The organism is Streptomyces sp. NPDC047042 (assembly GCF_040644035.1).
GTDB lineage: Bacteria > Actinomycetota > Actinomycetes > Streptomycetales > Streptomycetaceae > Streptomyces.
This window is the reverse complement of the sequence record NZ_JBEYVP010000015.1, coordinates 174,516-187,805: the sequence shown is the minus strand read 5'-3', so window position 1 is coordinate 187,805 and position 13,290 is coordinate 174,516. Positions and strand designations below refer to the sequence as shown.

Annotated in this window: 8 protein-coding genes; 5 read left to right on the top strand and 3 right to left on the bottom strand. The window is 72.0% G+C overall.

Going from position 1 to position 13,290, the window contains the following annotated elements; translation table 11 throughout:
• Positions 1-51 precede the first annotated feature (51 nt).
• Positions 52-2,331: an FdhF/YdeP family oxidoreductase gene (locus tag ABZ855_RS19545; protein WP_360808352.1), complete on the bottom strand. Its 2,280-nt coding sequence runs from the start codon at positions 2,329-2,331 to the stop codon at positions 52-54.
• Between the two features lie 131 nt (positions 2,332-2,462).
• On the opposite strand from ABZ855_RS19545, the gene polA reads away from it, so the two are divergent.
• Both polA and ABZ855_RS19535 read left to right on the top strand, forming a co-directional pair.
• Entirely contained in the window at positions 2,463-5,189 is a 2,727-nt protein-coding gene (gene polA / locus ABZ855_RS19540) for a DNA polymerase I (protein ID WP_360808350.1), read from the top strand.
• A gap of 188 nt (positions 5,190-5,377) precedes the next feature.
• Positions 5,378-5,707 (top strand): hypothetical protein, encoded by a 330-nt coding sequence (locus ABZ855_RS19535; protein ID WP_360808348.1) that lies wholly within the window; start codon positions 5,378-5,380, stop codon positions 5,705-5,707.
• Here ABZ855_RS19535 and ABZ855_RS19530 read toward each other — a convergent pair.
• Positions 5,665-6,591, bottom strand: a complete 927-nt coding sequence (locus ABZ855_RS19530) for a DUF4184 family protein (RefSeq protein ID WP_360808347.1) — start codon at positions 6,589-6,591, stop codon at positions 5,665-5,667. The genes ABZ855_RS19535 and ABZ855_RS19530 overlap by 43 nt on opposite strands.
• Positions 6,592-6,993: 402 nt before the next feature.
• On the opposite strand from ABZ855_RS19530, the gene ABZ855_RS19525 reads away from it, so the two are divergent.
• From ABZ855_RS19525 to ABZ855_RS19515, 3 genes are all read left to right on the top strand, one after another.
• On the top strand, positions 6,994-8,817 hold the full coding sequence (locus ABZ855_RS19525) for a lytic transglycosylase domain-containing protein (RefSeq protein WP_360808345.1): 1,824 nt from the start codon (positions 6,994-6,996) through the stop codon (positions 8,815-8,817).
• Between the two features lie 158 nt (positions 8,818-8,975).
• Entirely contained in the window at positions 8,976-9,110 is a 135-nt protein-coding gene (locus tag ABZ855_RS19520) for an SPW_0924 family protein (protein WP_360808343.1), read from the top strand.
• 30 nt (positions 9,111-9,140) lie between these two features.
• A complete protein-coding gene (locus tag ABZ855_RS19515) occupies positions 9,141-10,133 on the top strand; it encodes a DUF3068 domain-containing protein (protein ID WP_360808341.1) in 993 nt (330 codons plus the stop codon).
• Here the strand turns inward: ABZ855_RS19515 and ABZ855_RS19510 are convergent.
• Positions 10,123-13,257, bottom strand: a complete 3,135-nt coding sequence (locus ABZ855_RS19510) for an ATP-dependent helicase C-terminal domain-containing protein (protein WP_360808339.1) — start codon at positions 13,255-13,257, stop codon at positions 10,123-10,125. The two genes, ABZ855_RS19515 and ABZ855_RS19510, sit on opposite strands and share 11 nt — an antisense overlap.
• Positions 13,258-13,290: the final 33 nt, after the last annotated feature.

Sequence of the window (13,290 nt, the reverse complement as noted above, 5' to 3'; positions counted from 1 at the left end):
CTTCGTGTCGGCCGCGGCTTCCGCCCGCCTGTCCGTCCACTGAGCAAACGCTCAGTCGGTGGCCGATTGTTCCAGACGCACCACCACGGACTTGCTGGCCGGGGTGTTGCTGGTGTCCGCGGTGGCGTCCAGCGGGACCAGGACGTTGGTCTCCGGGTAGTACGCCGCCGCGCAGCCGCGGGCCGTCGGGTAGAACACGATCCGGAACCCGGGCGCCCGGCGCTCGACGCCGTCCTTCCACTCGCTCACGAGGTCGACGTACGAGCCGTCGGCGACCCCGAGCACGCGCGCGTCCTCGGGGTTCACCAGGACGACCCGGCGGCCGTTCTTGATGCCCCGGTAGCGGTCGTCCAGGCCGTAGATCGTGGTGTTGTACTGGTCGTGCGAGCGCAGGGTCTGCAGCAGCAGGCGGCCTTCGGGAAGCTTCGGGAACTCGACGGGCGCCGCGGTGAAGTTCGCCTTGCCGGTGGCTGTCGGGAAGCGGCGCTCGTCGCGCGGGGCGTGGGGGAGGGCGAAGCCCGACGGGTCGGCGACGCGCGCGTTGAAGTTCTCGAAGCCGGGGATCACGCGCGCGATGCGGTCACGGACCGTGGCGTAGTCCTTCTCGAACTCCTCCCAGGGTGTGCGGGACTCCTCGCCCAGGACGCGCCGGGCCAGCCGGCAGACGATGGCCGGCTCGGACAGCAGATGCGTGCTCGCCGGGTCCAGGCGGCCCCGGGAGGCGTGCACCATGCCCATGGAGTCCTCGACCGTCACGAACTGCTCGCCGCTGCCCTGGAGGTCGCGCTCGGTACGGCCGAGCGTGGGCAGGATCAGCGCACGCGCGCCCGTGACGGTGTGCGAGCGGTTCAGCTTTGTCGACACGTGCACGGTGAGCCGGGCGCGGCGCATGGCCGCCTCGGTGACCTCGGTGTCGGGGGAGGCGGAGACGAAGTTGCCGCCCATGGCGAAGAAGACCTTCGCCTCGCCGTCGCGCAGGGCGCGGATGGCCCGTACGACGTCGTAGCCGTGTTCGCGGGGCGGGGCGAAGCCGAACTCCTTCTCCAGGGCGTCGAGGAAGGCGGGGGCGGGGCGTTCGAAGATGCCCATGGTGCGGTCGCCCTGGACGTTGGAGTGGCCGCGCACGGGGCACACTCCGGCGCCGGGGCGGCCGATGTTGCCGCGCAGGAGGAGGAAGTTGACCACTTCGCGGATGGTGGGCACGGAGTGCTTGTGCTGGGTCAGGCCCATCGCCCAGCACACGATGGTGCGCTCGGAGGCCAGGACCATGCCGAGGGCTTCCTCGATCTCCGCGCGCGTGAGGCCCGTCGCGGTGAGGGTCTCGTCCCAGTCGGCGGCGCGGGCCGCCTCGGTGAACTCCTCGTAGCCGTGGGTGTGCTCGCGGACGAAGGTCTCGTCGACCGCGCCCTCGGTGTCGAGGATCAGCTTGTTGAGGAGGCGGAAGAGCGCCTGGTCGCCGCCTATGCGGATCTGCAGGAACAGGTCGGTGAGCGCGGCGCCCTTGAGCATGCCCTGGGGGGTCTGCGGGTTCTTGAAGCGTTCCAGGCCCGCCTCGGGCAGCGGGTTGACGCTGATGATGCGCGCGCCGTTCGCCTTCGCCTTCTCCAGGGCGGAGAGCATCCGGGGGTGGTTGGTGCCCGGGTTCTGGCCGGCGACGATGATCAGATCGGCTTTGTAGAGGTCCTCCAGGAGGACGCTGCCCTTGCCGATGCCTATGGTCTCGTTGAGCGCGGACCCCGACGACTCGTGGCACATGTTGGAGCAGTCGGGCAGGTTGTTCGTGCCCAGTTCGCGGGCGAACAGCTGGTAGAGGAAGGCTGCCTCGTTGCTGGTGCGGCCCGAGGTGTAGAAGAGGGCCTCGTCCGGCGAGGCGAGCGCCTTGATCTCCTCGGCGACGATGTCGAAGGCGCGGTCCCAGGAGACCGGTTCGTAACGGTCGGCGCCCTCGGGCAGGTACATGGGGTGGGTGAGCCGGCCCTGCTGGCCCAGCCAGTAGCCGCTGCGGCCGGCCAGGTCGGTCACGGTGTGGGCGGCGAAGAACTCCGGGGTGACCCGGCGCAGGGTGGCTTCCTCGGCGACCGCCTTCGCGCCGTTCTCGCAGAACTCGGCGGCATGGCGGTGCTCGGGCTCGGGCCAGGCGCAGCCGGGACAGTCGAAGCCGTCCTTCTGGTTGACGCGCAGGAGGGTCAGCGCGGTGCGGCGGACGCCCATCTGCTGCTGGGCGATGCGCAGGGTGTGGCCGATGGCGGGCAGTCCGGCCGCGGCGTGCTTGGGGTCGGCGACCTGCGGTGCGTCCTGGACCGGATCACTCTTGGGCGGCTTGCTGGCCATTGCTGAACCCCTTCGCTTGCACGTGTCTCTGCGCTGTTCGATCCTCGCACGGGGCGGTGACAACGGCGTAGAGGGCCGGGGGACGGGCCGAGGGGCCCGCGTTGTCAGTGGCACGTGGCAGGATCGGGGTCGTGGCAGAAACAGCATCGAAGAAGACCGAGAAGACCTCCGGCACGGGCCGCCCCCGGCTGATGCTCATGGACGGGCATTCGCTGGCGTACCGCGCGTTCTTCGCGCTGCCCGCGGAGAATTTCACGACCGCGACGGGCCAGCCGACGAACGCGATCTACGGCTTCGCGTCGATGCTCGCCAACACGCTGCGCGACGAGGCGCCCACGCATTTCGCGGTGGCGTTCGACGTGTCCCGCAAGACCTGGCGCTCCGAGGAGTTCACGGAGTACAAGGCGAACCGGTCGAAGACGCCGGACGAGTTCAAGGGGCAGGTCGAGCTGATCGGCGAGCTGCTCGACGCGATGCACGCGCAGCGGTTCGCGGTCGACGGTTTCGAGGCGGACGACGTCATCGCCACGCTGGCCACGCAGGCCGAGGCCGAGGGCTTCGAGGTGCTGATCGTCACCGGCGACCGGGACTCCTTCCAGCTGGTCAGCGAGAACACGACGGTGCTGTATCCGACGAAGGGCGTCTCCGAGCTGACCCGCTTCACTCCGGAGAAGGTCTTCGAGAAGTACGGGTTGACGCCGGCCCAGTACCCGGACTTCGCGGCGCTGCGCGGGGACCCGTCCGACAACCTGCCGGGCATCCCGGGGGTCGGTGAGAAGACGGCGGCGAAATGGATCAACCAGTTCGGGTCGTTCGCGGACCTGGTCGAGCGGGTCGAGGAGGTCAAGGGCAAGGTCGGGCAGAACCTGCGCGACCACTTGGAGGCCGTCAAGCTCAACCGCCGGCTCACGGAGATGGTCCGGGACGTCGAACTCCCGAAGACGGTCACCGACTTGGAGCGGGCGGCGTACGACCGTACGGCGGTCGCGATGGTCCTGGACACCCTGGAGATCCGCAACCCCTCGCTGCGCGAGCGTCTGCTGGCGGTCGATCCGGGCGCCGAGGTGGCCGAGGCGCTACCGGTGGCCGAGGGCGGCGTAGAGGTGGACGGGTCGGTCCTCGGCGCGGGCGAGCTGGCTCCCTGGCTCACCGAGCACGGCACGGCGGTGCTCGGCGTCGCGACGGTCGACACCTGGGCCCTGGGCAGCGGCTCGGTCGCCGAGATCGCGCTCGCCGCACCCGGGGGAGCGGCGGCCTGGTTCGACCCGGCGGAGCTGGACGAGGCCGACGAGAACGCGTTCGCGGCCTGGCTGGCCGACGCCGAGCGGCCCAAGGTGTTCCACAGTGCCAAGGGCGCGATGCGGGTGTTCGCCGAGCACGGCTGGACCGTGGCCGGGGTGAGCATGGACACGGCGCTGGCCGCGTACCTGGTCAAGCCGGGCCGGCGCTCCTTCGACCTGGACGCGCTGTCCCTGGAGTACCTCGGCCGTGAACTGGCGCCCGCCGCGACGGCGGACGGTCAGCTCGCCTTCGGTACGGACGAGGGTGCGGAGGCCGACTCCCTGATGGTGCAGGCCCGCACGATCGTCGACCTGGGGGTGGCGTTCGGTGAGCGTCTCCAGGAGGTCGGCGCGGCGGAGCTGCTGCGGGACATGGAGCTGCCGACGTCGGCGCTGCTGGCCCGGATGGAGCGGCACGGCATCGCGGCGGACCGGGCCCATCTCGAGGCGATGGAACAGATGTTCGCGGGTGCGGTGCAGCAGGCGGTGAAGGAGGCCCACGCGGCGGCCGGTCACGAGTTCAACCTCGGCTCGCCCAAGCAGCTTCAGGAAGTCCTCTTCGGGGAGCTGGGCCTGCCGAAGACGAAGAAGACCAAGACGGGCTACACGACGGACGCGGACGCCCTGGCGTGGCTGGCGAACCAGACCGACAACGAACTGCCGGTCATCATGCTCCGCCACCGTGAGCAGGCGAAGCTGCGGGTCACCGTCGAGGGCCTGATCAAGACGATCGCGGCGGACGGCCGTATCCACACGACGTTCAACCAGACGGTGGCGGCGACAGGCCGGCTGTCCTCCACGGACCCCAACCTCCAGAACATCCCGGTCCGGACGGACGAGGGGCGGGCCATCCGCCGGGGGTTCGTGGTCGGCGAGGGCTTCGAGTCGCTGATGACCGCGGACTACAGCCAGATCGAACTGCGGGTGATGGCCCACCTCTCGGAGGACGAGGGCCTGCTGGAGGCGTTCACCTCCGGAGAGGACCTGCACACCACGGTCGCCTCGCAGGTGTTCGCGGTCGACCGCTCCGCGGTGGACGCGGAGATGCGCCGCAAGATCAAGGCGATGTCGTACGGCCTGGCGTACGGCTTGTCGGCCTTCGGCCTGTCCGGGCAGCTGAACATCGACGCGGGCGAGGCACGCGGCCTGATGGACACGTACTTCGAGCGCTTCGGCGGCGTACGGGACTATCTGCGCCGGGCCGTCGACGAGGCGCGGGCCACCGGCTACACGGAGACCCTCTTCGGTCGTCGCCGTTACCTGCCCGACCTGAACAGCGACAACCGGCAGCGTCGTGAGATGGCCGAGCGCATGGCTCTGAACGCCCCGATCCAGGGCACGGCGGCGGACATCGTCAAGATCGCCATGCTGAATGTGGGCCGGGCGCTGGAGGAGGCCGGGCTCAAGTCACGCATGCTGCTCCAGGTCCACGACGAAATCGTCCTGGAGATCGCCCCGGGCGAGCGCGAGGCGGCGGAGGAACTGGTCCGCCGGGAGATGGCGGGTGCGGTGGCCCTCCGGGCGCCGCTGGATGTGTCGGTGGGCTCTGGACTCGACTGGGAGTCCGCCGCGCATTAGCTCCGCCGGCCTGGCTGTGCCGGATCGGTCGTTCGTCGGTCTCGGGCCGGTGGGGGCTGGTCGCGCAGTTCCCCGCGCCCCTTCGGGGGCGCGGGCGCCGCAGAAACCCCTGCCCGACCCCCGGGGCCCGTCACTCGCGTGGCCCCTGCGGGGGCGCCTGGGCAGGGGTGGGCCGACAGGATGCGGGCATGGGTATACGCACGCTCATCCGCTGGGCGGCCCGCGCGCGGCGGCCCGCTTCGGTGCGGGCGTTCGCGGGGGACGCGAGCACCGTCCGCCTTCCTGACGGCAGCCCCGGCGCCATGCCCCTCGCGTACCGTGCGGACGCGCTGAGGCGCCTGCTCGCGCAGCCCGCCCGTATCCGCCGCGCGCATCGCGGCACACGCTCCGGCCTTTCGGCAGCGGGCCGCGCCCTGGCCTGGCGGCGCTGGGCCGGCTGGGGGCGCGGCTGGCTGCGCCGGCCGCTTCGCGGGGATCAGCGGGAACCCGTACGCCCGCCGGCCCGCCCGCCCGCGTGATCCCGCGTGGCCTTCTCCTCCGCCGGTCCTTCCGTACCGTCTTCCGTGCGGAGGTGGGTGCCCTCGAGGGCAACGGCCTCGGCCCGCCCGCCGCGTTGTCTGGCCCTGACGGCCACCGCGTACAGGACGACCCCCGACAGCAGCCCCGCCCCCGCTCCGAAGCACAGCGTCGGGATCACCTCCCACGGCCTCGCCGTCGCCCCCCAGTACGTCCACCAGCGCAGCACCCGCTGCACCGCCCCCACCGTCGCGCAGCCGCCGATCACGGCGCAGGCCAGCCACCGGTCCCGTACCGACAGCGCGGGCACGCCTGTCGGCTCGCCCGCGCCGGTCTGCCGTAGCGCGTAGTACACGAACCAGGCGATGACCACCGCGGCCAGCGCCGAAGTGCCGTACTGCAGATACCAGAACCCGGGCGAGCCCGCCAGCGTGCTGTCGAGGACGGGGAACAGCCGTACCCCCCACCGGTCGTGGTGCGTGAACGCGTCCCAGACGACATGGGTCAGGGCGCCGAGGGCGGCCGACGCGTACCACCGCAGCACCAGGGAGGGCGTCACCCGCGCGCGTGGGGCCCCGCAGCGCAGCAGAGTGGCCACCTGCTCCTGCCCGGCGCGTGGCAGCAGGGCCACCAGTGGCTCGCGCAGGAACAGCCACAGGGCGACCAGCGCCCAGGCGACAACCACGTCGAACGTGAAGACGCCCGGGAAAGAGTGGGTGAACGTGCCGAACTCCATCGCCCCGGGCAGGACGCTTGCCGCGAAGTAGGTCAGGTCGGGGGAAAAGGAGCCGGCGACCAGTACCGCCGGAATCAGTCGGCCGCGTCCGGTCCCGTCGGCGCGTACGCCGGGCAGTACGGCCGCCGCATGGCTGAGAGTGAACGGCAAGTGGGCTCCCTGGAACAGATGTTGACGGGGGGCGAACCGCCCTGGTGATCACCGGCGTCCAGTATGCGGGACGGCCGCAGGCTGCGGCGGGCGGTCGCAGGGGCATGGGAAGGGGACGCGAAAAGCGGCCTGCGGGCAATCCGGGAAGGCGGCGTACGACAGATTCACAGCTGGCCAATCGGTGAATATCGGGCGCGAACGGGTGTCCGCGAAACGCAAGTTGTCGTAGGGTCGCCTGGGTCGGTCTGCTGGGGAGCATGGCCGAACACGTAAGCGCAACGTAGACGGAAAGCGCGAACAATGCGTGGAATCGGGCGAAGTGGCCGGTTTGTAAGGCTGACGAAGACCGGGTGAAAACCGGCGGAACAGGGCGGCTCGCCGCCCGCGGGAGGGGTTCTCTGTATGGCGGCGTACATCGGCAGGAGGCTCCGCAAGGGGGCGGCGACCACCGCTGCGGCCGCACTCGCGGTCGCGGCTCTGTCCGCGTCCCAGGCTCCGGGGGCGACGGTCGACGACCAGGGCAGACAGACCGCCAGTGACTCCCAGCCCACCTCCGAGTCCGACGCGGTGGCCGGCGGCAGCGCGACCGGCAACTCGCCGTACTACACGGACCTTCCGCCGCTGAACAGCCCGAACCCCAGCCCCAGCCCGAACCTGTCGCAGTCGTCGGTCATAGGCACGCCGGTCTCGATCGGCGAGGCCGAGGCCGGCATACCCGCGACCGTCCTCGACGCCTACAAGAGGGCCGAGACGGCGCTGGGTGCGGCCAAACCAGGCTGCAATCTGCCCTGGCAACTCCTCGCGGCCATCGGCAAGGTCGAGTCCGGTCAGGCCCGCGGCGGCCAGGTCGACGCGAACGGCACCACGACCAAGCCGATCCTGGGCCCGCAGCTCGACGGCAACGGCTTCGCCCTCATCAGGGACACCGACAACGGTGCCTACGACGGCAACAGCAGCTACGACAGCGCCGTGGGGCCCATGCAGTTCATCCCGTCCACCTGGGCGTGGGCGGGCCGCGACGGCAACGGCGACGGCAAGAAGGACCCCAACAACGTCTACGACGCGGCCCTCGCCGCCGGTTACTACCTGTGCCGGTTCGGCTGGGACCTGTCGACGCAGGACGATCTCAACCGCGCGATCCTCAGCTACAACAACTCGACGGAGTATCTGAACCTCGTCCTGACGTGGCTGGAGTACTACCGCAAGGGCACCCACGAGGTTCCGGACGGCACGGGCACGCTGCCCTCGAGCCGCAGCGACGGCCACACCGAGGTGCGCCCCACGCCGACGCCGGTCACGCCGACACCGAGCCCCGGCCCGACCAAGCCGGGGACGAGCAAGCCCGGGACGGGCACGCCGGGTACGAGCACCCCGCCGCCGGTGGGACCGGGCAAGCCCACCACTCCGCCCTCGATACCCGTGCCCACCCCCACGCCCACCGACACGGTGGACCACCTGGAGGACGCGGGCACCGCCAAGCTCACCGCGGCCGCGGGCGACGCGTTCAGCAAGCGGATCAGCACACGCGCGGAGACCGCGGCCGGCAAGGCGGTCGGCAAGGTCAGGATCCGCTTCACGATCATCGGCGACACCGACACCACGTTCACCGGGGGCGAGAACATCGCCACGGTCGTCACCGACGGCACCGGAGTCGCGGTCGCGCCCACGCTCAAGGCGGGCGAGAAGACGGGCGACTTCACGATCCGCGCGATCGTCGTCGGCCGTACGGTCACCGGCCTCGACTACTCGGCCACCGTCAGCGCCCGAGCCGCCGACACCCTGATGCGCACCGCCACCACCGCGCTCACCTGCGTGCCGGGCGGCGAGTTCGCCGACCAGGTCGAGGTCAAGGCCACGAACGACGGGGCCGTCGCGGACCGGGTCGCGGCCACCGCCACCCTGATCACCTCGGCGGACGACCTGACGGTGAACGACAAGGGCCCCTATTTCAAGGACGCGGACGGCAAGGCCGTCCGTACCCTCACGGGTCTCGAGACGGACGCGAACGGCCTGCTCAAGCTGCCGAAGCTGTACGCGGACGACTCCACCGGCACCTTCCTCCTCCGCATCACCACCACCGGCGACGCCACCCTGACGGTCGATCTGACGGTGGCGGCGCCCACCCCGACGGGCTCCACCACTCCCACGGACTCCACTCCGGCGCCGGAACCGTCGGCTCCGACCGAGTCGGCCGACCCGTCGGCCTCCGCCTCCCCGAGCGCGTAGATCCCCGTACACATCGATACGCACGCAAGCGGCACCCCGTTCACGGCGAGGGGTGCCGCTTTCGTGCGTACGAGCTGTTCTCATCTCGGGCGCCCGTTGCTACGGTGCCCCGACCTGACACCCCATCAGCTCACTGCCGGCAGCCGGGGAGGCCCCGTATGCGTGCCCTGATCGCCGCCGCGACCGGTCTCGCCCTCGCGTTCGCGCTCGTCCTCACGATCACCGCCGTGGGCGCACCGACGGGTAAGACGTCCCCCAAGCCGCTGCTGACCACCGTGCCGGCACACCCCTAGCCGCCGTACCTCGTTGGGAGGGAGGCCGAGATGCGCCGCAAGTCCGGCCTGATCCTGCTCGCCCTCGCCGTGTTCTTCGCGGCGCTGTCCCCGCTGCTGCGCTGGTACGCCTTCCCGCGCCTCGCCAAGGTGCCCGCGAACCAGTACACGACCATGGTGCTCGAGGCGAAGAACGCGACGCTGCTCGACTACGACTCGTTCCAGGCCGTGAAGGTCCCCAAGGTCACCATCGTGCAGACCCTCAAGGGCAACGTCGAGGCCTCCGAGAAGATCGAGCGAACGGCGGGGCGGGACGTGGTCGTCTGGGACGGCCTTTCCTATGTGCAGGGGCCCGACGGGAAGATGGTCTCGAAGTTCCCCGAGCGCTACATCTTCGACGCGCACACCCAGGAACCGGTCCACGCCACCGGCGAGATGGTCGACGGCGACCCGGTGAAACGGCGGGGCATCGAGTTCAAGTGGCCGTTCCTGACCGAGAAGCGGGACTACGAGTACTTCGACGCGCAGGCCCGGTTGACCGCGCCCATCCACTACAAGGGCACCCAGGACTTCCGCGGCGTGTCGGTCTACTACTTCGAACAGACCATCCCGTGGACGAGGGTTCCCTTCCCCAAGGACCTGCCCGTCAAGGGCGTCACGCCCGAGGTGGTCGCCGCGACCGGTATGACCCGCTGGTACACCACGGTCCGCAAGTTCTGGGTGGAACCGGTCACCGGCGCGCCCGTCTACGGCGAGGAGATCCACCAGGAAGAGCTGCGCGGGGGCGCCCTCCTCGGCGGACGCGACAAGGTCACCGCCTTCGCGGGGCACGTGAAAATGCGCGAGGACTACATCGAGTCGACGGTCGACCTGGTCAAGTCCCAGCGGGTACTGGTCCTGCTGCTGACGTCGTACCTGCCCTGGGGTTTCCTGACCCTCGGTGTGCTCCTGCTGGCCCTCGCCCTCTACCTGGAGGCGCGTGGACGCAGGCCTGCCGAACCCGAACCCGCCAAAACCTCCGCCCCCGAGCCGGTCACCGCCTGAGCCGCGCGTTGGTGTGCCGGGTGGGCTCGGCGGTCGCCGGGTCCTCGGGCCACGGATGCTTCGGATACCGGCCACGCAACTCGGCGCGTACGCCCTTGTAGCCGTCGTTCCAGAAGGAGGCGAGGTCGGCGGTGACGGCGGCGGGCCGCCCGGCGGGCGACAGCAGATGGACGAGAACCGGCACCCCGGCCACGACGGGCGACTCCCGCAGCCCGAACATCTCCTGCAACTTCACGGCGAGCACCGGCCGTTCGGGATCGGAGTAGTCGATCCGGATCCTGGACCCGCTCGGCACCGTCAGCCGCTCGGGCGCCAGCTCGTCGAGGCGGCCGGCCTCCCCGGAGGCCCACGGCAGCAGCCGATTAAGGGTCTGCCCCGCATCGACGCGCCCCAGATCGGCCCGTCGGCGCGCCCGGCTCAGCTCCGGCTCCAACCACTCGTCCACGCGCGCGTGGAGGGCGTTGTCGGAGACGTCCGGCCAAGGGGCGCCCAGATGCAGATGCAAAAACGTGAGCCGCTGGCGCAGAGCCACCGCGTCCGCGGACCACCGCAACAGGCCGAGCCCGTCCTGCCGCAGCCCCTCGAGAAGGGCCTCGCGTACGAGGGCGGGGTCGGGGTCACGCAGCGGACGCACCGCCAACTCCACCGCCCCCAGCCGCTCCACCCACCGGGCGACGACGTCCCCGCCGGCCCAGTGGACCTCCTCGCCCGCGCTACGCAGAGCGCCGGCCGCCGACCGGGCGGTGTCCTCGTCGACGGTCGCGGCGAGCCGCACACGCGCGTGCCCGGCCCCGACCGGCCGGTCCGCCACGGCGACCGCGATCCAGGGAACACCCCGCAGCACCGACCCCGCCCCGACCTCGGCCCGGGTACCGGACACCATCAGATACGACCCCCCTTGAGCCCTGGCAACCCGCTCAGGAAAGGCAAACGCGACGACAAGCCCGACGACATGGTCGTCCCCGGCGAACGCGCTGGACGCGCTGGACGCGCTGGACGCGCTGGACGCGCTGGACGCGCTGGACGCGCTGGACGCGCTGGACGCGCTGGACGCGCTGGACGCGCCGGATGGGCCGGACCCGCCGGATGGGCCGGACGAGGCTGACGAGGCGGGTGCGCCGGACGTGCTGGTCGTGCCGGAGGGGCCGGGATCACCGGACATGCCGGATGGGCTGGACGCGGAGGAAGTGGCGGAAGCGCCGGAAGAGCCGGATGGGTCGGACGTGCTGGTCGCGCCGGAGGGCCCCGGATCACCGGACGTGCCGGACGTGGATGGGCTGGACGCGGAGGAAGCGCCGGATGAACCGGATGGGCCGGACGCGGCGGAAGCGTCGGATGGGCCCGACATGCCCGACGTGCCGGACGTGCCGGATGGGACGGACGCGGAGGCAGCGCCAGACGTGCTGTACGTGCCGGAAGCGCCGGACGCAGCGGAAGCGCCGGTCGCAGCGGAAGCGCCGGTCGCGCCAGCCGTCGGGGGCTCGGCGGGCGCGCCGACGGCGGCGCCCTCCGGCCTGGCGGCGTCTGTCGCCTCGGTGGTGCCTGTCGTGCCGGTGGTGGCCGGAGCCGGGCCCTCCGGATCGGGGGCCGCCGCCGTGGGGCGGCGGAAGGCGTTCTCCGGGGCCGCCGACCGTAGTCGGCGGGCCTCCGTCCGCCAGCGGGCCGCGTACGCGTCGTTCCCGCGCCGCGCCGTACGCCAGGCCGCCGCGAGGTCGTCGCCGTACTCCCTCGGCGGTTCCTCGCTCAGCAGCGCGACCACCTCCGCTGCGCGGGCCGCGCCCACCTCGGGAGCCGCGTCCAGCAGGGCCCGCGCCAGCCGGGGGTGCAGACCGAGGCGGGACATCCGCACGCCCCGGTCCGTGACCCGCCCCGTGGTGTCCACCGCGCCGATCGCCGTCAGCACCGCCCGCGCCGCCGCCATCGCGCCGCCCGGCGGTGGGTCGAGCAGAGCCAGCCCGGAGGCGTCAGGATCACCCCAGCAGGCCGCCTGAAGCGCGAACGCCGTCAGATCGGCCACCTTGATCTCGGGGGACGGAAAGCGCGTCAGACGGGCGTCCTCGGCCTCCGCCCAGCAGCGGTACACCGCCCCCGGCGCCTCCCGCCCGGCCCGCCCCGCCCGCTGCCGTCCGGCGGCCTGCGAGGCCCGCACCGTCGCCAGCGCGCTCAGCCCACGCGCGTGGTCCACCCTCGGCTCGCGCGCCAGGCCGGAGTCGACGACCACCCGGACCCCCGGAACCGTCAGCGACGACTCCGCCACGGACGTCGCCAGCACCACGCGCCGCCCCGTTCCGCCCGACAGCACCGAGTCCTGCACCGCCGCCGGTGCCCGCCCGTGCACCTGAAGCACCTCGACCGAGGGCCCGAGGTCCCGCAACTGGCCCGCCACGCGCGCGATCTCGCCCACGCCGGGCAGGAAGCACAGGACGTCCCCCGCGCGCTCGGCCAGCGCCCGCCGCACCACCGACGCCACATGCGTCAGCAGCACCGGATCGACCCGCATACCGTGCGGCGGCCGCACCGGACGGGCAGGCGGCGCCCACACCACCTCCACCGGGTACGACACGCCCGCGGCCTCGACCACCGGCGCGCCGCCCAGCAGCCCCGCCCACCCCTCGGCGTCGGTCGTCGCCGACGCCGCCACCAGCCGCAGTTCGGGGCGCAGCGCCGCCCGCACATCGACCAGGAACGCCGCCGCGGTGTCCGCGTCCAGGTGCCGTTCGTGACACTCGTCGAGCACGACCACGTCGACGCCGGGCAACTCCTGGTCCCGCTGCAGCCGTTGCAGCAGCACACCGGTCGTAACGACCTCCACGCGCGTGTGTGGCCCGACCACCCGCTCCCCGCGCACGGTGTACCCGACGCTCGCGCCGACCCGCTCGCCCAGCAGCCACGCCATCCGCCGGGCCGCCGCCCGCGCGGCGATCCGCCTCGGCTCGGCGACCACGACCCGTCGCACCGGCCCGCCGTCGTCCAGCAGTCCCGCCAGGGCCGGCGGCACCAGCGTCGTCTTGCCGGTCCCGGGCGGGGCCACGAGGACGGCGGCGCCGTGCGCGTCGAGCGCGTCGGTCAGACCGGGCAGGGCGCCGCGTACGGGCAGGACGTCCAGGGCGTCGTAACGGATCACGCCCCTAGTGTCTTACGTCCATGAGAAGTGCCC